Here is a 21,621-nt window from a genome sequence, read left to right as displayed (position 1 = left end):
GCGGCTGCCTGCGGCGCGGCCGCAGTGGCAGGGACGGCGGCCGCAGGCGTGGGTTCGGCGGTTGGCGCGGCCGCGGGCTGCGCGGCGGCGCCGGCCTCTGCCAGCGCGCGGTCGATGGCCGAAGCGTCCTCGCCCTGCGCCAGCAGCACGCCGATCACGGTGTTCACCGGCACGGAGGCGGCGCCGGCCTGGACCACGATACGGCCCAGCACGCCGGCCTGCTCGGCATTGATCTCGACAATGGCCTTCTCGGTTTCGATTTCGGCCAGTGCGTCGCCCACGGCGACGGTGTCGCCTTCTTTCTTGAGCCACTGGTGCAGCGTGCCGCCCGAGGTGTCGGCCGCAACGGAGGGGAGCTTGATAAGGTGTGCCACGATGTTCGTCCTATTCAGCGGCGCCGGCCAGGTCTGGCCGATAGGTGGCGGGATCGTCGTATTCGACCAGTTCCAGCACATTGCCTTCCGGGTCGCGGAAGAACGCCAGCCAGGTGCCGGGGCGCACTTCCATCGGCGCGGGCTTGCTGTCGAAAACCACGCCCCGGGCTTCCAGTTCGCGCACCACGCCGGGCAGGTCGCGCACGATGAGGGTCAGGTAGGTTGCGCCCTGGCGGTCCAGGATGGCCGCGCCGCGCGCGGCGGCCTCGGGCGCGGCGGCGGGTTGCAGCAGCTTGATGCGTTCGCCATAGCTGGTCTGCAGGCGCGCCACGTCGTAGCCATGGCGCGTGAGGCCGGTGGCCTGGGCCTTGTCGGCCGGCACGCTCACGCGGTTGACGAGCTTCAGGCCCAGGACGCCGGTATAGAAGGCCAGCAGCGCGTCCAGGTCGGCGCAGCAGATGCCGACTTCCATCGGCACGGTCATGTGCAGGGATGCGCTCATGCCTGTTCTCCCAGGTCGGCCAGCACGTCGGCCAGGCCGGCCATGACTTCCTCGGTGTCCGCGAAGGCGGCGCGCTCCAGCACCTTGGAGATGCTGGGCGAGGCTTCGCCGCCGGTCACGCGCTTGACTGGCTGGTCCAGCCAGTCGAAGTAGCGGCGCTGGATCTCGTCGGCCAACATGGCGCCGTAGGAGGTGCCGCGCGCGCCTTGCTCCACGATCAGCACGTTGTTGGTCTTCATGATGCTGGCGCCGATGGTGTCCCAGTCCAGGCTGGCGCGGTCCAGCGTGCGCAGGTCGATGACCTCGGCGTCCACGCCGGCGGCTTCCGCCGCCTTGAGCGCGCGGCTGACCATGGACAGATAGGTCAGGATGGTGACCTTGCCGCCCTCGCGGCGCACGCGAGCCTTGCCAAACGGGATCGCATAGTCCAGGTCGTCCGCGGGCACCTCGCCCGAGGAGGCGTACAGGTCCACGTGCTCGATCACCAGCACCGGGTCCTTGGAGGCCAGCGCGGTGTTCATCAGGCCGACGTACTCGTAAGGCGTGGACGGCGCGACCACGCGCCACCCGGGCGCGGTGGCGAAGATGCCGGCCGGATCCATCGAGTGCTGCGAGCCGTAGCCCGTGCCCATGGCGACCTTGGTGCGCAGCACGAAGGGCACGTCGATGTCGCCGCCGAACATGTGGCGGGCCTTGCCGATCTGGTTGAAGATCTGGTCGGCCGCGACCCACATGAAGTCGGGGTACATGAATTCCACGATAGGGCGGTAGCGGCCGTCCATGGCCAGGCCGCCGCCCAGGCCGGCGAAGGCGTTCTCGGAGATCGGGGTGCCCAGTACGCGGTCGGGATACTTGTCCTTCAGGCCGCGCGTGGCACCGTTGGTGCCGCCCTTCAGGCGGTGCACGTCTTCGCCCAGCACCACCACGCCGGGGTCGGTTTCCATGCGGCGGTCCAGCACGTCGGCCACCGCGTCCACGAACTTGCGCTCGGCGGACTGGCCGGCGTGGTCGGCGGCTTCCTGGTAGCGCAGGCCGGCCAGTTCCGAGCCGTCGCTGCGCAGGCCCACGTCGCGGAAATCCGGGCTGGGCCAGAGGTCGGCGCGCACGCGGCGCTTGCCGCCGTCGGCGGCTTCGGTCAGGCGGCCGGAAACGTCCTTCATGACGTCCTTGCAGCGCTGACGCAGGGCATCCACTTCGGCTTGCGTGATCAGCTTGCGGGCGATCATTTCCGTGGCGATCTTGTCCAGCGGATCGCGGCGGCGCCATTGCGCTTCCTCGTCCTTGCTGCGGTAGCCGAAGGCGCTGCCGGGGAACGGGCCGTTCTGGTGGAAGAAACGGTACACGTCCACTTCGACGATGGTGGGGCCGTTGCCCGCGCGCATGTGCGCCACGGCTTCGGACATGGCCAGGTGGACCGCCAGCGGGTCCATGCCGTCCACCTTCCACGACGGGATGTTGAAGGCCAGGCCGCGCGCCGACAGACGCGGTTCGGCGGTGGACTCTTCGACCGTGGTGGACACCGCGTAGCGGTTGTTCTCGATGAAGAAGCACAGCGGCGTCTTCCAGGCCGCGGTCAGGTTCATGGTTTCCAGCACCGAGCCAATGTTGACCGCGCCGTCGCCGAAGTAGGTCACGGCGACGCGGTCGGTGCCGGCATGCTTGTGCGCCCAGCCCGCGCCGGCGGCCAGCGGCACGCCGCCGCCGACGATGGCGTTGGTGCCCAGCGCGCCGGCTTCGAGCCAGCGCAGGTGCATGCTGCCGCCACGGCCGCGGCAGTAACCCTGGGCCAGGCCCATGATCTCGGCCAGCGTCTTCTGCAGGACTTCATCGATGGCGGGCGTGAGCGGATCGAGCGGGTCCAGGCCCAGCGGGGCGACGTGCTGCAGCGCCTTGGCCAGGAACTGGTGGTGGCCGCGGTGCGAACCGTTGATCTGGTCGCCGGCGCCCAGCGCCAGCACGGAACCGACCGCGCCGCCTTCCTGGCCCACGGACGAGTGCGCCGGGCCGTGCACCAGGCCTTCGGCGGCCAGGTCGAGCACGGCTTCTTCAAAGGCGCGGATCCAGTGCAGCTGGGTCAGCATGGTGCCCAGCAGGGCCGGGTCCGCCTGTTGCCAGTCCTTGGCGTCTACCGTCAGTTGCCGCCAGGGCGCTTGGGGCTCAAGCGGTTGGTGGGTGGCCATGAGTGAATCTCCAGAGATGTGTGTATGCGTTCTTGCGATTAGAGGTAGCTGTAGCGGCTCCAGCCGCCGTCGGCCACCAGGGTGTGTCCGTTGACATAGGCGGCCTGGCGCGAGGCCAGGAACACCGCCAGGTCCGCCATTTCGGCGGGTTGCGCCAGGCGGCGCAGCGGCGTGCGCTGCTTGAGGCGTTCGGGGTCGAGCCGGCCGCGCGCGGCCAGGTCGCGCACCAGGTCCGTTTCCACGTAGCCCGGCGCCAGCGCGTTCACGCGCACGCCCATGGGGCCCCATTCCACGGCCAGGGTCTCGGTCAGCAGCACCACCGCGCCCTTGGTGGCGCAATAGGCGGCGCGGTCGGGCGCCGCCACCACGCCGTACATGGAGGCCAGGTTGATGATGCTGCCGGCGCCAGCGGGCACCATGCGGCGGCCGGCGGCCTGGGCGCACAGGAACACGCCGGTCAGATTGATGTCCACGGCGCGGCGCCACTCGTCCACGGTGACTTCCAGCGTGGGCTTGTTGGCGGAGACGCCGGCGTTGTTGACCAGCACGTCGATGCGGCTCCAGGCCTTTTCGACCTGTGCGAAAGCCTGCTCGACCGCGTCGGCGTCCGTGACCGACGCTTGCACGGCCAGCGCCTCGCCGCCCAGGGCAGTCAGGCCGGCGACGGCTTCGTCCAGCGCCGTGGCGTCCATGTCCAGCAGCGCCACGCGCGCGCCCTGGCGCACGAAGGCCTGCGCCGTGGCCAGGCCGATGCCCTTGGCGCCGCCGGTGATGACGACGCTCTGGCCGCGCAGGTCGGGATGGATGACTTCCGGAGTTTGATCCAAGATGTTTGCCTCTTAGCGATGTATATGCCGGCGCTCAGACCGCCAGCCATTCCTGGACCACGTCCTGGCGCTCATGCAGCTGCGCGGGCGGTCCTTCGAAAACGATGCGGCCATGGCCCATCACGCTGACGCGGGTGGAGACCTTCAGCGCGATGGTCAGCTTCTGCTCCACCAGCACCACGGACACGCCGCGCTTGTGGATGTCGCGGATCACGTCGGCGATCACTTCCACGATCTTCGGCGCCAGCCCTTCGGTGGGTTCGTCGATCAGCATGACCTTGGGGTTGCCCAACAGTGAACGGCACATGGTCAGCATCTGCTGTTCGCCGCCCGACAGGTTGCCGGCCTTGGTGCCGCGGCGTTCCTTCAGGCGGGGGAAGTAGTCGAACATTTGCTCGGTCGACCAGTAGGGCGCGTCGTCGCGCTTGGGCTGTTCGCCCATGCGCAGGTTTTCGTCCACGGTCAGGTTGGCGAATACCTCGCGCTCTTCCGGTACGAAGCCCAGGCCGGCGCGGGCGATCTCGAAGGGACGTTTGTTGGTGATGTCGCGGCCTTCGATGGCGATGCTGCCGCCGGTCACGTCCACCAGGCCCATGATGCTTTTCATGGTGGTGGAGCGGCCGGCGCCGTTGCGGCCCAGCAGGCTCACGACCTCGCCGCGGCCCACGGTCAGGTCGATGCCGTGCAGGATGTGGCTCTTGCCGTAGTGGGCATGCACGCCTTGCAGGCTCAGCAGGGGGGATTGCGTCGTCATACCGTTTCCTCTCCCAGGTAGGCTTCGCGCACGCGGGCGTCGCCGCGGATGTCGGCCGGCGTGCCGGTGGCGAGGATCTCGCCGTAGACCAGCACGCTGATGCGGTCGGCCAGCGAAAACACCACCTGCATGTCGTGCTCCACGATCAGCAGCGTGCAGTCGCGGGTCACGTCCTTGATCAGTTCGACCGTGTAGTCCACCTCGTGCTGGGACATGCCCGCCATGGGCTCGTCCAGCAGGATGACCTTGGGGCGCGAGGCCAGCGTCATGCCGATTTCCAGCGAACGCTGTTCCGAGTAGTTCAGGTCGCCGGCGGCGGTGTCCTGCTTGGCGGCCAGGCGCACTTTCTCCAGCAGGCGGTCGACGTCTTCGTTGACGGCGCGGTTGCGGGCGATGGGACGCCAGAAGTTGTAGACCAGGCCGTGCATGCGCAGCACCGCCAGTCGCAGGTTTTCGCGCACGGACAGACGCGGGAACACGTTGGTGATCTGGAACGAGCGCGCCAGCCCCAGGCGGTTGATGCGCTCCGGCGGCAGGCCGCCGATGGAGCGCGCACGCAGGCTGATGTCGCCCGAGGTCGGCGCGAACGAGCCCGACATCAGGTGGAACAACGTGGACTTGCCGGCGCCGTTCGGGCCGATGACGGCATGACGTTCGCCGGCCTCGACCTTCAGGTTCACGCCGCGGATGATCTGCGCGTCGCCAAAGGACTTGCGCACGTCGGTTAGGGTCAGGATTTCGTGGCTCATTGTGCAGCCTCCAGCGCGGGAGCGGCTTGTTCGTCGTCGCGCCACAGGGCCAGCGCCCAGCGGCAGGCGGCGAGGCCTGCCAGGAACAACACCAACGGAATCAGCCAGGTCGACAGCGCCAGCGGCGCCCAGTCGTGGCCGAATAGCGGAATGTCGGGCCAGCCGGCCCCGGGATTCATGGCCAGCAGCGACCGGTAGTCGCGGGCGAACATGCGTTGCAGCAGCTCCACCGTGAAGACCGTGGCGCAGGTCAGCAGCAGGCCGCCTGCCACCGAGACCGCGGCGCGCGGCAGCCAGTTGCCCAGGCCGCGCTCGCGCAGCGAACGGGCGGCGCCCTGCACCAGGCCGACCAGGCCGTCCGGCACGAACAGCATCACCAGCACGAACAGGATGCCTTGGTACAGCAGCCAGGAGCGCGTGATGTCAGCCAGCGTCTGCGACAGGAAGGTCAGGATGGACGCGCCCAGCACCGGACCGAGGAAGGCGTTGACGCCGCCGATGTAGGCGAACAGCACCGCGTCGGTGGACAGCTTGACGTCGAACAGCACGTAGTTGCCGGCTTCGATGTTCAGCGCCTGCAGGCCGCCGGCGATGCCGGCGAACATGGCGGACAGCGCGAACACCAGGGTCTTGAGCGTGTGCGGCCGATAGCCCAGGTAGCGCAGGCGGTTGGCGTTTTCGCGCAGGCCCAGCGTCAGCCGGCCCAGCGGCGTGCGGGTCAGGCCGTAAAGCGCGGCCAGCGACACCAGCACCCAGGCCAGCACCAGGAAATAGACCTCGATGTCGGAACCGAAGGTGAAGCCCCAGGCCGGCATGCGCATGGCGGACACGCCCGCCTCGCCGCCGAACACGCCCTTGAGGTGCGGCGCCAGCGCATGCAGCAGCTCGGCCAGCGCCAGCGTGATCATGGCGAAATAGACGCCGGCGCGCATGGTGGCGAACCAGCCCGCGACCAGGCCGAACAGCAGGCCGGCCACGCCGCCTGCCAGCGGCATCAGGGGCGTGGGCAAGAGGCCCGCGCCGCCCAGCGCGTTCATGGCATGGATGGTGGCGAAGGTGCCCACGCCGAAGTAGGCGGCGTGGCCGAAGGACAGCATGCCGCCCTGGCCGGCCAGCAGGTTGAAGGCGCAGGCGAACAGCGCGGCGATCAGCATCTGCACGGCCGCCACCAGCTGGCCCGGGGGCAGCAGCCAGGGCAGCGCGCAGAGCGCGGCCACGCACAGGACGAGGAGCAGGAGGACGGAAGTACGGCGGGTCTGGCTCATGCCTGTTCTCCCTTCAGGCCCGAAGGCTTGACCAGCAGCACCACCAGCATCAGCAGGAAGGGCAGGGTGGCCGCCAGGCTGGAAATCTTCACGGTCATCAGGCCGCCCACGCTTTCGGCCCATTCACCGGCGCCGAACAGGCCAAACAGGGTCGCCAGGCTGGCGTCGATGCCGACCGAGAACGAGCTGATCAGACCGATCAGCAGCGAGGCGATCATCGCGCCTTCGAGCGAGCCCAGGCCGCCCACCACGACCACCACGAACACCAGCACGCCCAGTTCCAGCGCCATGTTCGGATTGGTGGTGTAGAAAGCGCCCGCGACCGCCCCGGCCAGGCCGGCCATGGCCGCGCCCACGCCGAACACGCTCATGAACACCAGCGGCACGTTATGGCCCAGCGCTTCGGCCATGCGCGGGCGGTAGATGGCCGAGCGCACCACGATGCCGACGCGGGTGCGCGACAGCAGCACATAGATCACGGCGAACATCGCCAGCGACACGCCGCCCATCAGCAGGCGGTAGAAGGGGTAGTCCGCGTCGAACACGCGGAAGGCCGCGAAGTTGAGGAACTGCGGCACGCGGTAGTCGACCGGAAAGTCGCCGTAGAACAGCTTGATCAGCTCCGCCACGATGAAGGCCAGGCCGAAGGTCACCAGCAGTTCCTGCGCATGGCCGAACTTGTGGACGCGGCGCAGGAAGTAGCGCTCCACGCCCATGCCCAGCAGGCCGGCGATGATGGTGGCCAGGACCAGCGCGGTCCAGAAGCCGGTGACGGGCGTCAGGGTGTAGGCGGCATACGCGCCTATCATGTAGAACGAGGCGTGCGCGAAGTTGAGCACGCCCATCATTCCAAAAATCAGTGTCAGGCCTGCCGACACCATGAATAGCAGCAGGCCGTAAATCACGCCGTTCAACAGCGAGACGGTAAAGTATTCCATGTCCGCTCCAGGATTCTTGCGCTAAGACGACGGACGTCTTGCGAGCGATGCGCACCAGGGTTTTTCCGGCCCGCGCCGGGGGTGCGCTTATTGATCTGCGACGAATGGATGGGCAAGCGCGTCCGTGGCGCCAAGCGCAAGCTGGCGACGGACGCGCTCGCAACCCATCAGTTCGGCCGCTGCATCTTGCAAGTGGCTTGCGGCGGCGCCGATACATCGGCCGCGGCCAGCACCTTGACCGGCTCGAAGCCCATGTCGGTGCCGTCGGCCTTGTACTTGGCGTTCTTGCCGACCTTGGACACCACCATCGGCAACTGCACCTGGTGGTCTTCCGCGCGCATCGTGTAGGTGCCCAGCGACGAGGTGTAGGTGACCTTCTCCAGCGCGCCGGCCAGTTGCGGCACGGACAGCTTGCCGTCTTGCGGCTTCACCTGCTTGAGCGCTTCGCCCAGGAAGCGGATGCCGATCACGGTCTGCGGCTCGGTATAGCTGGGGTAGTGGCCCGTCTTGGCCTTGTAGTCCTCGGCGAACTTGGCGCCTTCCTCGCCCGCGGCCTCGATGTTGTACGGATGGGCGATGTAGTGGCCCAGCGCGACTTCGCCGGCATTGGCCAGGTTGCCCACCTGGTCCAGGAACACGGTGGCGAAACGGACCTTCAGGCCGGCGGCCTGCGTGGCCTTCATCAAGAGCAGCAGGTCGTTGGACCAGTTGCCCGTGATCACGGTGTCGGGCGTGGCCGAGCGGATGCGCGCCACGTAGGGTGCGAAGTCCTGGATCTTGTTGACTTCGTGCAGCGTCTTGCCGACCACTTCATAGCCATACTGCTTGGCAAAGCGCTCGGTGGCGCCTTCCATGTCCTGGCCCCAGGAGTAGTTCTGGTTGATGGCGTACACGCGCTTGCCCAGCGTGCCGTCGGCCGACATGACCGAGGCCAGCGCCTTCACGCGCAGGTCGGCGTTGGTGGTGAAGCGGAAGTGGTAGAAGTGGCACTTCTGGCCGGTCAGTTCCAGCGCCTCGCCGCCCACGTTCAGGAACACGACTTCCTTGCCCGGGTTGCGCAGGTTGTGCTTGCGCACGTCTTCGGTCAGCTGGCCCGAAATGGCCGACGAGGACCCTTGCACCAGGATCTGCACGCCTTCGGCCGCGGCTGCGCGGAAGCGGTCGGACGCGCCCACCGGGCCGCCCTGGTTGTCGAACTCGACCAGTTCCAGCGGCTGGCCGTTCCAGCCGCCGGCGGCGTTGATGCGGTCCAGCTCATACTTGACCGCGGCGCGGAACATCAGGCCGGTCGAGGCCTGCGGGCCGGACAGCGTCTCGATCAGGCCGATCTTGACGGGCGCGGCCTGGGCCGATGCGGCGATGCCGGCCAGGCACAGCAGGCCAGTGGTGAAAGCCAATTTCATGCGTGTCTCCTCCGTGGGACGGGAGTGTGGTGAATCTGTTGATCAGGCAAGCGCGCGGGCGGGCTTGCGCGGCTCTTCTATGCCCAGGAAGCGGGCAATTTCGGCAATCTGCCCTTCCAGCATGTACAGGCCCGGATGCGTGCGGCAGCCGCGCGCGGCGGCGGCGCGCAGCAGGGGCGTGTCGACGCGGCTCATGACGGCGTCGGCTACGACGGTGCCGGCGGCAAGCGCGTCCAGCTGGAAGGGCAGGGGATCGGTGTCGTTCAGGCCCAGCGAGGTCGCGTTGATGGCGATGTCGCAAGCCTGGGGCGCGGCGCTGGCCACGCTGATGGCCAGGCCGGGATATTGGCGGCTCAGATGAGCGGCGAAGGAGAGCGCCTTGTCGGCGCTGCGGTTGTACAGGCGCAGGCTGGCGGGGCCGGCGTCGGCCACGGCACAGGCGATGGCCTTGCCCGCGCCGCCCAGGCCGGCCAGGTAGACGTGGCGGCCGGCCGGATCATGGCCCTGGCTGCGCAAGCCGGCGACGAAACCCAGTCCGTCGAAGTTGCCGCCGGTGAGCACGCCGTCGCGCAGGCGCACCGCGTTGACCGCGCCGCTTAGCTGGGCCGAGGGCGTCAGCGCGTCGCACAGGGCGGCGGCATTTTCCTTGTGGGGCACCGTCACCACGATGCCGCCCAGATTGACCAGCCCGCGGATGCCCGCGAACAGGCCGGGCAGGGCGTCGGGGGCCACATGGAACGGGACCATGACCGCGTCCACGCCGCGCTCGCGCAACAGGGCGTTGAGCCGCTGGGGCGTCTTGACGTGCGCGATCGGGTCCGCCGCGATCGCGAAAACGGTAGTGCTGCCGGTGATTTCCACCTGTTTGTCCCCTGCCTGGGTAGCGGCTTGCCGCCGTGTCGTTCCCGACTCTCTTGCCTGAAAGCGCCAGTTGCTTTACGCTTTCGGAATAAGTTGTCAGGCAACTTTATTAAGTTGTCCGATAAATCATAGGGCAAGCGTTTTTCCCGTGTCAAGCGGCGGTTTCGGGAGTCCAATCGGAATTCCAGGGACCGCCGGAAAGGCGCTCAGCCCGCGTACGAGCGTGCTACAGGAGACAGAATGATTTCGTTCGAAGGAAAGGTTGCCGCCATCACCGGCGCGGGCAATGGCATCGGCCTGGCGACGGCGCGGCTGATGGCGGCGCATGGCGCGCGGCTGGTGCTGACCGACATCGACAACGCGCGCCTGGAAGAGGTGGCGGCCGAGCTGGACCCCAGCGGACAGCGCGTCTACACGCGGGCGCTGGACGTGTCGGCGTCGGCCGACTGCGAACGCGTGTTCGAGGCGGCGGCCAGGCATTTCGGCGGGCTGGACCACCTGGTGCATTGCGCCGGCATCTATCCGGAGCAACTGGTCAAGGACACCAGCGACGAGGCCTGGCGCACGCTGATGCGCGTGAACCTGGACGGCACCTTCTATGTATGCCGCGCCGCCCAGCGCCATTTGCGCCACGACGGCTCCATCGTGTTGCTGACCTCGCTGGCGGCCCAGCGCGGCAGCTATGCGCACGCGGCCTATTCGGCTTCCAAGGGCGCGGTGCAGAGCTTCACGCGCAGCCTGGCGCTGGAGCTGGCGCCGCAGATCCGCGTGAACGCGGTCGCGCCGGGCATCATCGCCACTTCCATGACGCAGGACCTGATCGGACAGAAGGGCGCGCAGCTGCTGGAAAGCACGCCGCTGCGCCGCTACGGCACGGCGGAGGAAATCGCCGGCTCCATCGCGTTCCTGTGCTCGCCGCTGGCCGGTTTCGTCACCGGCGAGGTCATGCAGGCCAACGGCGGCATCTATATCGCGTAAAGTCCCAGGATGGCGCGCCTGTCCATGCCGCGTCCGGTCCGCCAGGCATTCCCATAAACAAGAGGCGGCGCGTCTGCGCGCCGCCCGCAAGTTTCCACCATTCGACCATGCAGCCCAACCAAGAACAGGATCCGCCGCGCGCCGCGCCCAAGAGTTCGCTTTCGGCGGCGCTGGGCGACGCGTTGGCGGAGCAGATCCGCCAGGGGACGCTCGCACCCGGCGATCGCCTGCCCACGGAAAAGCAGCTGACGGAAACCTATTCGGTCAGCCGCGCCGTCGTGCGCGAAGCGCTGGCGCGCCTGAAGTCCGAAGGCCTGATCACGTCGCAGCAAGGCAGCGGAGTGTTCGTCGATCCGAACTTCCAGAAGAACGCATTCCGCATCGCCGCGCCCACCCCGGGCGACAACCAGGAACTGGAACATATCCTGGAGCTGATGCTGTCCATCGAAGTCACCGCCGCGCGCTACGCTGCGCAGCGCCGCACCGACGCGGATCTGAAGAAGATGCGCCAGGCGCTGGTGGGCATGGAATACGCGCTGCTCAACGACAAGCTGGGCGACGAAGAGGACTACCAGTTCCACCATGCCATCGTGCAGGCGACCCATAATCCGCACCTGGTAGCCCTGAACGATTACCTGGAAGCCAATGTGCGCCGGGTCATCCGCAGCGCGCGCAACAATACGGCGCGCATGTACACCGAACGCATGGCCGCGGTGCAGAGCGAGCATCAGGCGATCTTCGCGGCCATCGACGCAGGCGATCCGGACGCCGCTGGACGCGCCGCCGACCAGCACCTGCGCAACGCCGCGGACCGCTTGCGGCTGTTCCAGGCGGAGCGGCCGGCGCCGGTCTAGGGCGCCGGGGACTGCCTGCCGCGCGGGTGAGTCCTAGGCGAAGGTCTGTTCCATTTCGCGGCGGAACTGCACGGCCGTGGACCTTTCGTCGTACTCCACATCGGCCCAGCGGATCGCCTGCGATTGGCGCACCGGGTTCTTCAACTTGACCTGGTGCGACAGGCCCAGCGGCAGATAGCCCTCGTCCACTGAATCGCGCGCCGGCATCAGCCGGCCGTACACCGTGTAGCCGCCTTCGCCGTCCAGGATCTGGCCGGCCGGCAGGTCGCGCTTGGCGGTGGCGACGACGTCGCCATGCCAGCCCGCGGGCGCGCCGGTGGGTTCGCGGCGCAAGCCCACGCTGGCCACGCTGATGCCCAGCTCCAGGCCGATCAGGTGATAGGGTTTGTACATGGCGGTGTAGTTGCCGCTGGGGTCCGTGACCAGGCCGTATTCCTTGAAGCAGCGGCGCACGTAGTCGCTGTCGGCGGCCAGGGTCACGTACACGCCCCAGCGCAGGTCGCGGAACACCGGGCGGCCGTCGCGCTCCAGCGAGGAAATCACCTCGACCTGGCCGCGATGGTGCAGGATGCCGCCGCTTTCGCGCGGCCGCAGCACGCGCGCCAGATCGTCCACGCCGCAGGGCGGGAAGTGCAGGCCGGATGGCGAGGGCAGCAAGCCCGTGGCGTTGGACACCGCGGCCATTTCGATCGCGCTCTTGGTGCCGTCCAGGAAACTGTTGAACATCTGCGCGTTGAAGTCGCCCGCCGCTACCATCTCGGCGGTGAAGCCGTAATAGGGCCAGACGGTGTCCGGCGTGGAGGTATGGAATTCCGGCAGATACTTGGTGCCCTTGCCCGCGGCCATGACCTCGAAGCCGCTGGCGCGGGCCCAGTCCACCATTTCGCAGATCAGGGCCGGCTGGTCGCCGTAGGCCAGCGAATAGACGATGCCGGCCTCTCGCGCGCGCCGCGCCAGCAGGGGGCCGGCCAGCGCGTCGGCCTCGACGTTGACCATGATGATGTGCTTGCCGTATTCGCAGCAGGCCAGCACGTGGCTGATGCCGGCGGCGGCCTGGCCGGTGGCGTCGATGACGATATCGACATCGGGACTGGCGATCACGGCGTGGGGATCGTCGCTGAAGTAGACCTTGCCGTTCTTCAGCGCATCATTGGTGCTGCTGGCGTTGAGCGCGCTGGCGGGCCAGCCCACCCGGGTGAGCGCCGCGCGGGCCCGGTCGGGCGCCAGATCGGCCACAGCGACCAGCCTCATTCCCGGCGTGCGCGGGGCTTGGCTCATGAACATCGCGCCGAACTTCCCGGCGCCCAGCAAGGCAACACGCAAGGGCTTGTGATCGGCTTCTCGCTGCTTCAGCAGGCGGTACAGATTCATGGCGCGGGCTCCTCCGGGGTGGGGGGTACTGCAACACAGAATAGTCCCAAATCGCGGCTACTGAACAGGACTCACTCGTCTGCCGTATACAGCTCTCCGGCCAGCACGTTGCGCCAGTTCTGCCAGCTGATGCGGGGGCGGTCCGACACCTCGCGGTTGTAGGGGGCGTCGAACAGGATGTGCTTCCAGCGCGGCTTGACCGCGCCTTCGATCAGGGGCTTGTCGTCGATCAGCAGGTGGCCGTGCACCAGGGTCTTGTCCTTGGTCAGGATCAGCCGGTTGGTCGCTTCGCGGCCCAGGTGTTTTTCCACCCACAGGTACTTCTCCGCCACGCAGTTCTCGAACTGCGACAGGGGCGAGGAGCAGATGCGCACGTCCATGCCCAGCGCCAGCAGTTCCTTTATGGCGTCCAGCGCGCCGGGCACCGGCGGCAGGTCGCGGATGAAGCCGGGCGCCGTGTAGATGGCCTCGGCCATGCCGCGCAGCTCGGGGGCGTAATCCTGGCGGATGTAGAAAGACTTGCGGTCCTCGAACGCCACCGGCGGGATGTCCGGATGGCGCGCGCGCCAGGCGTCGATGAAGGCGTGTTCGAAATCGGCGAGCACGCCGTCTTGGTCCAGCAGGATGATCATGGCGGTCCCGGGTGATGGCAACCGGCTGATTGTGCCAGAGCGGAACGTCAGGAGTCTTGCGGCCGGGACTGCGCCACGATGCGGTAGCGGCTGCCGCCCGATTGCGATTCGGAGGCGACCAGCACCATGCGGTCGTAGCGCCAGGGCAGGGGGGCGGGCGCTTCGGCTGGCGGACTGGAGTGCTCGATGTTGCGCAGCAGGGTGACGTGCGGGCGGAAGGGCTGCGGCGGCGCGGCCAGGCCAAAACCCGACAGCCATAGCCACAGATCATCGTGGGCGGCCTGCAGGCCTTCGGGCGTGTCGCCGGGACCGGCCCACAGGATGCGCTGGCGGCCGAAGACGCCGTAGCGGTCCAGCATGATGTCCTCGGGGGCGAGGCGGCGTTCAGGTGTCGCCGCGGCCAGCTCATCGGCAAGCGCCGCGTCCACCGGCCCAAGGAAGGCCAGGGTCAGGTGCAGGGTTTCCGTGCGCATGGCGCGCCCGCCGCAGCTGGGCCGAGCCTGCTCTGCCCAGGTCGCGAGCTGGGCGGCCAGCGAGGGGGCGGGCCACAAGGCGTAGAACAGGCGAACGGTGGACATGCGCTGATTGTAGGGGCGCATGCGGCGCAATGCGCGTGCGCGGCCCTTCAGTCGCTTGTGGTTTCGGTGCGGCGCCGGCGGGTCAGGGCGGTGTCGAAACGTTCCACGCCTGGGCGGGCTGGACGGTCGAAGCGTTCCACGCCGGGACGGGCCGGGCGGTCGAAACGCTCCACGCCGGGACGGGTGAAGCGCTCGACGCGCTGCGGGGTTTCGGTCTTGGCCTGCACGCTCTGGGCGGCCGCCTGTTCGCGCTTGGCGATGATTTCCTCGGCGCGCTGATGATGCGGCGCCATCTTGCGGACCATCACCCGGCCGTCGCGCGGGAAGTAGTTGATGCGGCGCGCGTGCACGTCGCCCAGGTCTTGCGCCTTGACGGGGATGCCTTCGGTTCTGAGATAGTTCAGCACGAACTGGCCGTTGCGTTCGCCGATGTTCATCTGCTGCATGGCGGACAGCACGGCGCCGCCGCCGAATACCTTGGCTTCAAGCCGGTCGCGCGCCGCGCCGGCCTTCAGCAGTTCGTTGATCAGCACTTCCATGGCGAAGGCGCCATAGCGCATGGTGGCCGAGGCGGGCGACTGCATGTCGCCCTCAGGCAACATGAAATGGTTCATGCCGCCCACGCCCGTGATCGGGTCGTGGATACAGGCGGCGACGCAAGACCCCAGGACGGTCGAGATCATCAGGTCTTCGTTGGTGACGTAGTACTCGTTGGGCAGTACTTTCACCGCCTGACACTGGAACGCGCTGTCGAAATAGTGGCGCGTCGCACGGGCTTCAAGACGGGCGGCCATGGGACTCGATTAAGGGCAAGTACAACGATTGGGACACGAAGGTGGCAGCTCGAGAACAGAAATGTATCAAAGTATGTAAGAAAATGTCGCTTTATTCTTGCATACTCAAGCTTCCAGCGGGTGAATTGCTATGTAACGGGCGCAGTAATGTGTCCTGTTTTTGCAGCCCGGCCCAAAGCCGAAGACGCCCGCAGGCAGGCATGCAAGCATCCTACACAGGCGGGCGGAAGTCGTTCCCCGGATCACGGGGAAGAAGGGGCTTTATACGGAGCCTTAGGCGCTGCGCGTCAGAAGCGCGTGCTGCGGGTGACCGACCAGCGGGCCGACAGGGCGCCCAGGGCGGCCGAAGCCACCACCGCGCCGATCAGCACGGACGGGCCCGGAAGGTGCAGGGCGAATTCGGCCCCGTAGCTGCGGGCCAGCCCCACCAGGGCGTCGTTCAGTGGCGACAGCGCCACCGCCGCCACCCCGATGGCCAGAAGCGAGGCCACCGCGCCCGATAGCGCGCCCAGGTAGAGGAAGGGGCGGCGCACGAAGGATTCGGTGGCGCCCACCAGCCGCGCCACGCCGATTTCCTCGCGTTGCGACAGCGCCTGCATGCGCACGGTATTGAAGACCGTCGCCAGCACCACCACCGCCACGCAGGCGGCCAGGAAGGCCAGGCCGATGCGGGCAAAGCGCAGGATCGCCTCCAGGCGCTGCACCCAGGCGCTGTCCAGCTGCACCAGGTCGACGTGGTTCCATTGTTTCCAGGAGGCGGCCAGCTTGTCTGCCCGGCCGGCGAGGTTGTCTCCATCGGCCAGCGTCACCACCACTGCGTCCGGCAGCGGGTTGCCCGGCAGCACGGCCAGCGCCTGCTGCCAGGCCGGGTTGGCGCGCAGATCCGCCAAGGCGTCCTCGCGGCCCACCACGCGCACGGCGCGGACGTCGTCCTTGAATTCGTCCTGGATCCGTTTGGCCACGTCCGCGGCGGCGCCCGAGGGGGCGTCCACGCGCATGAAGACGGTGACTTCGGGGGTGACCGACATCTGGCGCGCCACCGGCTGGACCGAGACGAGGATGGCACTGCCCAACAGTGGCAGGGCCAGCGCCAGGGCCATGACCAGCAGGTTGGCCAGGGAGGAGAACGGTTGCTTGACCAGCCGGCGCAGGGTGACCAGCAGCGCGTAGCGGTGTTGCCGCAGCCAGGCGTTCATGCGGACTCTCCCGGGTAGGCGCGGCCGGACGCGGCGCCCGGCTGCTGCCCGATACCGGATTGTCCCGCGCCGGCCTCAGGCTGCGGCGTTGCGGAACCCTGGGAGTCGGCGAACTTGCCCGGGTCGATGCGCAAGGTGCGGGTGGCGTAGCGCGCCATGAGGTCCTGGTCGTGCGAGGCGATCAGCGTGGTCACGCCGACGCGGTTGAAGTCGCGGAACACATTCATGATGCGCTGCGCGTTGTCGTGGTCGAGGTTGGCGGTGGGTTCGTCGGCGATCAGGATGGCGGGCCGGTTCACGATGGCCCGCGCGATCGCCAGGCGCTGCTGTTCGCCGCCGGACAGTTCGATCGGATTCAGGTCTTCCTTGCCGGACAGCCCCACCTTGTCCAGGGCGGCGCGGGCGCGCGCCGCGGCCGAGTCCCAGGCGTGGCCCGTGACCGCCAGCGGCAGCATGACATTTTCGAACGCGCTGCGATCGAACAGCAGGTGCGTGTCCTGCAGGATCACGCCCACGGCGCGGCGCAGGTACGGCCGGGCGCGGGCGGGCAGCTTGTCCAGCCGCTGGCCGTTGACCTGGATCGACCCCCGGCTGGCGGGCTCCAGTCCGCCGATCAGCTTGAGCAAGGTGGACTTGCCCGCGCCGGACGGCCCGGATACGAAAACGAACTCTCCCGCGCTCACGCGGAAGTTGATGTCGGCCAGGATATTGCGGCCGCGACCATATGATTTGAATACGTGCTGGAATTCGATCATGGCGGCTGTCAGATGAAGCCGCAATAGTAACTCGGGGACACTAAGGTGGCCTAAACCGCCTGGACGATGCGCGGACAAATATTTGCGCGCAAGGCGTCCGGGCGCGTTTGTCCTGGCTCAAACAGTGCCCCCATTTTCGACAGGAAACAGCGTTTCATTTCACCCAGTGTCCCTATATTTCAAGGGAATTCCCGGATGCGCCGCGAGCGGCGCGGACGCTACCATCCGCCCCATACGTCGGCCCAACCCGGCCTGCGTTGCGACTTCGCTTTATCCCACACGGAGAACACGATGAAAGTACTGAAACTCGCTGCGATCGGCGCCGCTTTGTTCGCTGCATCCGCGGCTGCCAATGCGGGCGCAACCTTCGATAACGTCAAGAAAAAAGGGTTTGTCCAGTGCGGGGTTTCGACGGGCATCCCGGGGTTCTCCATCGCTGACAGCAAGGGCGAATACAAGGGCATCGACGTGGACCTGTGCCGCGCCATCGCCTCGACCATGTTCGGCGACGCCACCAAGGTCAAGTTCACCCCGCTGAACACGCAGCAACGCTTCACCGCGCTGCAGTCCGGCGAAGTCGACGTCCTCACCCGCAACACCACCGTCACGCTGACGCGCGACACCACGCTGGGCCTGATCGGCGTGGGCGTGAACTACTACGACAGCCAGGGCGTCATGGTCTCCAAGGACCTGAACGTCAAGAGCGCCAAGGAACTCAACGGCGCCACCATCTGCGTGCAGCCCGGCACCACCACCGAACTGAACCTGGCTGACTGGTTCCGCGGCCAGAAGATCGAATTCAAGCCGGTCGTGATCGACAAGTACGACGAAATCATCCGCGCCTTCTCGGCCGGCCGCTGCGACGCCTTCACCACCGACAAGTCGCAACTGGCTTCCACCCGCACCACGCTCGAGAACCCGGACAAGTACGTGATCCTGCCGGAAGACTTCTCCAAGGAGCCGCTGGGCCCCATGGTCCGCCAGGGCGACGAGCAATGGTTCAACATCGTGCGCTGGTCGCTCAACGCCATGCTCGAAGCCGAGGAATACGGCATCACCAAGGCCAACGTCGCGGAAATGGCCAAGAGCCCCAACCCCAACATCCAGCGCATCCTGGGCGTGACCCCGGGCATGGGCAAGAACCTGGGCGTGGATGACAAGTGGGCCTACAACATCATCAAGAACGTGGGCAACTACGGCGAAAGCTTCGAAAGCACGCTGGGCAAGAGCAGCGCGATGAAGCTGGAGCGCGGCTTGAACGCTTCCTACAAGAATGGTGGCTTGATGTACGGCTGGCCGGTGCGCTAACACACGGCTGCCTGGAAAAACGGAGCCCGGCGCTCCGTTTTTCCTCTCCCGCCCTCGGGCGGGTGGCAGGAGTGGGTGGCGCGGCCCTACCGGCTTCGCCGCCCGGTGTCCGACTTCTGTAGATTTACTCATGAATACTCCCAATAAAAGCGCGCCTGCATCGGCACCTCCCCGGCGTCTGAACTGGAACGATCCCGGGGTGCGCTCCGTGGTCTATCAAGTCCTGGCGCTGGCCGCGGTGGCCTGGGCCGTGTGGTTCCTGGTTTCAAACACCCTGCACAACCTGTCCGTGCGCAACATCGCCACGGGCTTCGGCTTCCTGGACCGCGAGGCCGGCTTCGCGATCGGCGAAACGCCCATCGCCTATACCCCTGCGGACACCTACGGCCGCGCCATCCTGGTGGGCCTGCTCAACACGCTGCGCGTAGCCGTCATCGGCATCGTGCTGGCGACCATCCTCGGTACGCTCATCGGCATCGGCCGCCTGTCCAAGAACTGGCTGGTCGCCAAGATCACCTCGGTCTATGTCGAGATAATGCGCAACGTGCCGCTGCTGCTGCAGCTGTTCTTCTGGTACGCGCTGATCACGGAAAACATGCCCGGTCCGCGCCAGGCGCACAATCCGCTGCCCGGCGTCTTCATCTCCAACCGTGGCTTGAAGGTGCCGGGGCTGGAAGGCAATTCGCTGGACTGGATGCTGGCCGGACTGGGCTTGGCCATCGTGGCGATCATCCTGCTGGGCCACTGGGGCAAGAAGCGCCAGGAGGCCACCGGCCGCGTGTTCCCGCTGGGCCGCGCCGCCATCGGCCTGCTCATCGGCTTTCCCATCATCGGCTGGCTGGTCAGCGGCGCTTCGCTGACCCTGGACATGCCGGAGCTCAAGGGCTTCAACTTCTCGGGCGGCCTGACCTTGTCGCCGGAATTCGCCGCCCTGATGGCGGGCCTGGTGATCTACACCTCGGCCTTCATTGCCGAGGTCGTGCGTTCGGGCATCCAGGCGGTCAACAACGGGCAATGGGAAGCTGCCGGCTCGCTGGGCCTGCGCCGCAAGCAGGTGCTGCGCCTGGTGGTGCTGCCGCAGGCGCTGCGCGTGATCATCCCGCCGATGACCAGCCAGTACCTGAACCTGACCAAGAACAGTTCGCTCGCGGTGGCCATCGGCTACCCCGACATCGTGTCGGTGGTGAACACCACGCTGAACCAGACCGGCCAGGCCATCGAGGGCATCCTCATCATCATGGCCGCGTACCTCACGGTCAGCCTGTCGATCTCGATATTCATGAACTGGTACAACAAGCGCATCGCGCTGGTGGAGCGTTGATATGAGCAGCACTTCGCATATCCCCGCCGAAGGCCTGCCGCCGCCCAGCACCCAGGTGGGCGCCTGGGCCTGGATCAAGTCGCGCCTGTTCTCCTCGCCGCTGAATATCCTCATCACGGTGCTGCTGGCGTGGTTCCTGCTGATGGCAGTGCCGGCGCTGGTGGAATGGGCCTTCATCAAGGCGAACTTCTCCGCGGCCAACGCGCAGGAGTGCCGCGCTTCCGGGGGCGCCTGCTGGGCGTTCATCATCGAGAAGCACCGGCTGATCCTGTTCGGCACCTATCCCTACGACGAGCAATGGCGTCCGCTGATCGCAACCATCATCCTGGTGGCCGTGATCGTCTGCAGCGGTATCCGCCGCTTCTGGAACTGGAAGCTCGCCGTCATCTGGACCGTGGGCCTGACGGCCGTGGCGCTCCTGATGTGGGGCGGCGTGTTCGGCCTGACCTACGTGGAAAACGCACGCTGGGGCGGCCTGCCGCTGACGCTGATCCTGTCCACGTTCGGCATCGCCTTCGCCTTCCCCATCGGCGTGCTGCTGGCCCTGGGCCGGCGCTCCAAGATGCCAGCCATCAAGGCGCTGTGCGTCGTGTACATCGAGCTGATCCGCGGCGTGCCGCTGATCAGCCTGCTGTTCATGTCCTCGGTGATGCTGCCGCTGTTCCTGCCCGAAGGCTTCTCCATCGACAAGCTGCTGCGCGCGCAGATCGCCATCATCATGTTCGCGGCGGCGTACATCGCCGAAACGGTGCGCGGCGGCTTGCAGGCGATTCCCAAGGGCCAGTACGAGGGCGCGGATTCGCTGGGCCTGAACTACTGGCAGCAGATGCGCAAGATCATCCTGCCGCAGGCGCTGAAGATCGTGATCCCGCCGCTGGTCAGCATTTTCATCGCGCTGTTCAAGGACACCTCGCTGGTGGTGATCATCGGCATCTTCGACCTGACGCTGGCGGCCAAGGCGGCCTTGTCCGACGCGGCATGGCGCGGATTCGGGGTGGAGGCGTACCTGTTCATTTCGCTCATCTACTTCGTCTTCTGCTTCTCCATGTCCAAGTACAGCCAGGCGCTGGAAAAACGCCTGGCCACGGGACACGCACGCTAGAACTTTGCAGCGCGTCCGCCCCGGGCGGACGCGCACCGCGATACTTACGGGAGTACAGGCATGTCTGATGCCATCATCAAATTGCAGGACGTGAACAAGTGGTACGGCCAGTTCCACGTGCTGCGCAACATCAACCTGGACGTCGCGCCGGGTGAGCGCATCGTGGTGTGCGGGCCGTCGGGCTCGGGCAAGTCCACCATGATCCGCTGCATCAACCGCCTGGAAGAGCACCAGAAGGGCCACATCATCGTGGACGGCACGGAGCTCACCAACGATCTCAAGCACATCGAGACCATCCGCAAGGACGTCGGCATGGTGTTCCAGCACTTCAATCTGTTCCCGCACCTGACCGTGCTGGAAAACCTGACGCTGGGGCCCATGTGGGTGCTGAAGAAGCCGCGCGCGGAAGCCGAGGCCACGGCCATGAAGTACCTGGAGCGCGTGCGCATTCCGGACCAGGCCAAGAAATTCCCTGGCCAGCTCTCGGGCGGCCAGCAGCAGCGTGTGGCGATCGCGCGTTCGCTGTGCATGAGCCCCAAGATCATGCTGTTCGATGAGCCGACCTCGGCGCTGGACCCGGAAATGGTCAAGGAAGTGCTGGACGTGATGGTCAACCTGGCGCAGGAAAGCGGTATGACCATGATCTGCGTGACCCACGAAATGGGCTTCGCGCGCAAGGTCGCCAACCGCGTGATCTTCATGGACCGCGGCGAGATCATCGAGCAGAACAGCCCGGACGAGTTCTTCGACAATCCGCAGAACGACCGGACCAAGCTCTTCTTGAGCCAGATCCTGCACTGATGCTTCAAAACCGCCTTCGGGCGGTTTTTTCTTGGGGCGGCGGGTTGCCGTGACGGGGCAGCGGCGTGAACAGCCGGG

General features: G+C 67.0%; 22 protein-coding genes. 6 read left to right on the top strand and 16 right to left on the bottom strand.

Annotated elements, in window-relative coordinates; genetic code table 11:
- The 10 genes from IB257_RS29580 to IB257_RS29535 form a co-directional block, all read right to left on the bottom strand.
- A partial coding sequence (locus IB257_RS29580) for a biotin/lipoyl-containing protein (RefSeq protein ID WP_192493207.1) occupies positions 1-374 on the bottom strand: 374 nt, incomplete at its 3' end.
- A gap of 10 nt (positions 375-384) precedes the next feature.
- The gene (locus IB257_RS29575) at positions 385-876 is read right to left on the bottom strand and encodes a VOC family protein (RefSeq protein ID WP_192493206.1); all 492 of its coding nucleotides are present in this window, start codon (positions 874-876) and stop codon (positions 385-387) included.
- Positions 873-3,056 carry a thiamine pyrophosphate-dependent enzyme gene (locus IB257_RS29570; protein ID WP_192493205.1) on the bottom strand — a complete coding sequence of 728 codons (2,184 nt, stop codon included), beginning with the start codon at positions 3,054-3,056 and terminating at the stop codon, positions 873-875. Before IB257_RS29570 ends, IB257_RS29575 begins: the two co-directional genes overlap by 4 nt.
- A gap of 38 nt (positions 3,057-3,094) precedes the next feature.
- A complete protein-coding gene (locus IB257_RS29565; protein ID WP_054458930.1) occupies positions 3,095-3,883 on the bottom strand; it encodes an SDR family NAD(P)-dependent oxidoreductase in 789 nt (262 codons plus the stop codon).
- A 34-nt stretch (positions 3,884-3,917) separates the two neighbouring features.
- Positions 3,918-4,637: an ABC transporter ATP-binding protein gene (locus IB257_RS29560; protein ID WP_054458931.1), complete on the bottom strand. Its 720-nt coding sequence runs from the start codon at positions 4,635-4,637 to the stop codon at positions 3,918-3,920.
- Positions 4,634-5,386, bottom strand: coding sequence for an ABC transporter ATP-binding protein (locus tag IB257_RS29555; RefSeq protein WP_054458933.1), 753 nt, complete (start codon positions 5,384-5,386; stop codon positions 4,634-4,636). Before IB257_RS29555 ends, IB257_RS29560 begins: the two co-directional genes overlap by 4 nt.
- Positions 5,383-6,651, bottom strand: a complete 1,269-nt coding sequence (locus IB257_RS29550) for a branched-chain amino acid ABC transporter permease (RefSeq protein WP_175213087.1) — start codon at positions 6,649-6,651, stop codon at positions 5,383-5,385. The genes IB257_RS29555 and IB257_RS29550 overlap by 4 nt, the downstream gene beginning before the upstream one ends.
- The gene (locus IB257_RS29545; RefSeq protein ID WP_125473516.1) at positions 6,648-7,589 is read right to left on the bottom strand and encodes a branched-chain amino acid ABC transporter permease; all 942 of its coding nucleotides are present in this window, start codon (positions 7,587-7,589) and stop codon (positions 6,648-6,650) included. Before IB257_RS29545 ends, IB257_RS29550 begins: the two co-directional genes overlap by 4 nt.
- A 167-nt stretch (positions 7,590-7,756) precedes the next feature.
- The gene (locus IB257_RS29540; RefSeq protein ID WP_054458939.1) at positions 7,757-8,992 is read right to left on the bottom strand and encodes a branched-chain amino acid ABC transporter substrate-binding protein; all 1,236 of its coding nucleotides are present in this window, start codon (positions 8,990-8,992) and stop codon (positions 7,757-7,759) included.
- Positions 8,993-9,034: 42 nt separating this feature from the next.
- The gene (locus IB257_RS29535; protein ID WP_175163495.1) at positions 9,035-9,853 is read right to left on the bottom strand and encodes a shikimate dehydrogenase; all 819 of its coding nucleotides are present in this window, start codon (positions 9,851-9,853) and stop codon (positions 9,035-9,037) included.
- A gap of 240 nt (positions 9,854-10,093) precedes the next feature.
- Here IB257_RS29535 and IB257_RS29530 point away from each other — a divergent pair, with 240 nt between their 5' ends.
- Both IB257_RS29530 and IB257_RS29525 read left to right on the top strand, forming a co-directional pair.
- Positions 10,094-10,831 carry an SDR family NAD(P)-dependent oxidoreductase gene (locus tag IB257_RS29530; protein WP_192493204.1) on the top strand — a complete coding sequence of 246 codons (738 nt, stop codon included), beginning with the start codon at positions 10,094-10,096 and terminating at the stop codon, positions 10,829-10,831.
- 107 nt (positions 10,832-10,938) lie between these two features.
- A complete protein-coding gene (locus IB257_RS29525; RefSeq protein ID WP_054458942.1) occupies positions 10,939-11,685 on the top strand; it encodes a FadR/GntR family transcriptional regulator in 747 nt (248 codons plus the stop codon).
- Between the two features lie 33 nt (positions 11,686-11,718).
- Here IB257_RS29525 and IB257_RS29520 read toward each other — a convergent pair whose 3' ends face one another.
- From IB257_RS29520 to IB257_RS29495, 6 genes are all read right to left on the bottom strand, one after another.
- Positions 11,719-13,056, bottom strand: coding sequence for an NAD(P)H-dependent oxidoreductase (locus tag IB257_RS29520; protein ID WP_054458944.1), 1,338 nt, complete (start codon positions 13,054-13,056; stop codon positions 11,719-11,721).
- A 71-nt stretch (positions 13,057-13,127) separates the two neighbouring features.
- Positions 13,128-13,688, bottom strand: a complete 561-nt coding sequence (locus IB257_RS29515) for a 5'-3'-deoxyribonucleotidase (RefSeq protein ID WP_054458946.1) — start codon at positions 13,686-13,688, stop codon at positions 13,128-13,130.
- Positions 13,689-13,735: 47 nt separating this feature from the next.
- Complete coding sequence (thpR, locus tag IB257_RS29510) at positions 13,736-14,266, bottom strand: RNA 2',3'-cyclic phosphodiesterase (protein ID WP_119450300.1); 531 nt, start codon at positions 14,264-14,266, stop codon at positions 13,736-13,738.
- A 47-nt stretch (positions 14,267-14,313) separates the two neighbouring features.
- The gene (gene cheD, locus IB257_RS29505; RefSeq protein WP_054458947.1) at positions 14,314-15,060 is read right to left on the bottom strand and encodes a chemoreceptor glutamine deamidase CheD; all 747 of its coding nucleotides are present in this window, start codon (positions 15,058-15,060) and stop codon (positions 14,314-14,316) included.
- 287 nt (positions 15,061-15,347) lie between these two features.
- Positions 15,348-16,256, bottom strand: a complete 909-nt coding sequence (locus IB257_RS29500) for an ABC transporter permease (RefSeq protein WP_175163493.1) — start codon at positions 16,254-16,256, stop codon at positions 15,348-15,350.
- Entirely contained in the window at positions 16,253-17,011 is a 759-nt protein-coding gene (locus IB257_RS29495; RefSeq protein ID WP_054458951.1) for a cell division ATP-binding protein FtsE, read from the bottom strand. Before IB257_RS29495 ends, IB257_RS29500 begins: the two co-directional genes overlap by 4 nt.
- A gap of 291 nt (positions 17,012-17,302) precedes the next feature.
- On the opposite strand from IB257_RS29495, the gene IB257_RS29490 reads away from it, so the two are divergent.
- From IB257_RS29490 to IB257_RS29475, 4 genes are all read left to right on the top strand, one after another.
- Positions 17,303-18,319 (top strand): amino acid ABC transporter substrate-binding protein, encoded by a 1,017-nt coding sequence (locus tag IB257_RS29490; protein WP_054458953.1) that lies wholly within the window; start codon positions 17,303-17,305, stop codon positions 18,317-18,319.
- A gap of 130 nt (positions 18,320-18,449) precedes the next feature.
- On the top strand, positions 18,450-19,640 hold the full coding sequence (locus tag IB257_RS29485) for an amino acid ABC transporter permease (protein ID WP_054458955.1): 1,191 nt from the start codon (positions 18,450-18,452) through the stop codon (positions 19,638-19,640).
- A 1-nt stretch (position 19,641) separates the two neighbouring features.
- The gene (locus IB257_RS29480; protein WP_054458957.1) at positions 19,642-20,742 is read left to right on the top strand and encodes an amino acid ABC transporter permease; all 1,101 of its coding nucleotides are present in this window, start codon (positions 19,642-19,644) and stop codon (positions 20,740-20,742) included.
- A 60-nt stretch (positions 20,743-20,802) separates the two neighbouring features.
- Positions 20,803-21,543, top strand: coding sequence for an amino acid ABC transporter ATP-binding protein (locus IB257_RS29475; RefSeq protein ID WP_042795434.1), 741 nt, complete (start codon positions 20,803-20,805; stop codon positions 21,541-21,543).
- The last annotated feature ends 78 nt before the right edge of the window (positions 21,544-21,621 follow it).

Source organism: Achromobacter sp. ACM03, assembly GCF_014851665.1.
GTDB lineage: Bacteria > Pseudomonadota > Gammaproteobacteria > Burkholderiales > Burkholderiaceae_B > Achromobacter > Achromobacter aegrifaciens.
Note: the sequence above shows the minus strand (reverse complement) of the source record. Positions and strands in the feature narration are given on the sequence as shown.

Coding starts and splice junctions, on each gene's coding strand:
- IB257_RS29575 (WP_192493206.1), bottom strand. CDS start 876: ATGAGCGCATCCCTGCACATGACCGTGCCGATGGAAGTCGGCATCTGC.
- IB257_RS29570 (WP_192493205.1), bottom strand. CDS start 3,056: ATGGCCACCCACCAACCGCTTGAGCCCCAAGCGCCCTGGCGGCAACTG.
- IB257_RS29560 (WP_054458931.1), bottom strand. CDS start 4,637: ATGACGACGCAATCCCCCCTGCTGAGCCTGCAAGGCGTGCATGCCCAC.
- IB257_RS29555 (WP_054458933.1), bottom strand. CDS start 5,386: ATGAGCCACGAAATCCTGACCCTAACCGACGTGCGCAAGTCCTTTGGC.
- IB257_RS29550 (WP_175213087.1), bottom strand. CDS start 6,651: ATGAGCCAGACCCGCCGTACTTCCGTCCTCCTGCTCCTCGTCCTGTGC.
- IB257_RS29545 (WP_125473516.1), bottom strand. CDS start 7,589: ATGGAATACTTTACCGTCTCGCTGTTGAACGGCGTGATTTACGGCCTG.
- IB257_RS29540 (WP_054458939.1), bottom strand. CDS start 8,992: ATGAAATTGGCTTTCACCACTGGCCTGCTGTGCCTGGCCGGCATCGCC.
- IB257_RS29530 (WP_192493204.1), top strand. CDS start 10,094: ATGATTTCGTTCGAAGGAAAGGTTGCCGCCATCACCGGCGCGGGCAAT.
- IB257_RS29525 (WP_054458942.1), top strand. CDS start 10,939: ATGCAGCCCAACCAAGAACAGGATCCGCCGCGCGCCGCGCCCAAGAGT.
- IB257_RS29520 (WP_054458944.1), bottom strand. CDS start 13,056: ATGAATCTGTACCGCCTGCTGAAGCAGCGAGAAGCCGATCACAAGCCC.
- IB257_RS29515 (WP_054458946.1), bottom strand. CDS start 13,688: ATGATCATCCTGCTGGACCAAGACGGCGTGCTCGCCGATTTCGAACAC.
- thpR (WP_119450300.1), bottom strand. CDS start 14,266: ATGTCCACCGTTCGCCTGTTCTACGCCTTGTGGCCCGCCCCCTCGCTG.
- cheD (WP_054458947.1), bottom strand. CDS start 15,060: ATGGCCGCCCGTCTTGAAGCCCGTGCGACGCGCCACTATTTCGACAGC.
- IB257_RS29500 (WP_175163493.1), bottom strand. CDS start 16,256: ATGAACGCCTGGCTGCGGCAACACCGCTACGCGCTGCTGGTCACCCTG.
- IB257_RS29495 (WP_054458951.1), bottom strand. CDS start 17,011: ATGATCGAATTCCAGCACGTATTCAAATCATATGGTCGCGGCCGCAAT.
- IB257_RS29490 (WP_054458953.1), top strand. CDS start 17,303: ATGAAAGTACTGAAACTCGCTGCGATCGGCGCCGCTTTGTTCGCTGCA.
- IB257_RS29485 (WP_054458955.1), top strand. CDS start 18,450: ATGAATACTCCCAATAAAAGCGCGCCTGCATCGGCACCTCCCCGGCGT.
- IB257_RS29480 (WP_054458957.1), top strand. CDS start 19,642: ATGAGCAGCACTTCGCATATCCCCGCCGAAGGCCTGCCGCCGCCCAGC.
- IB257_RS29475 (WP_042795434.1), top strand. CDS start 20,803: ATGTCTGATGCCATCATCAAATTGCAGGACGTGAACAAGTGGTACGGC.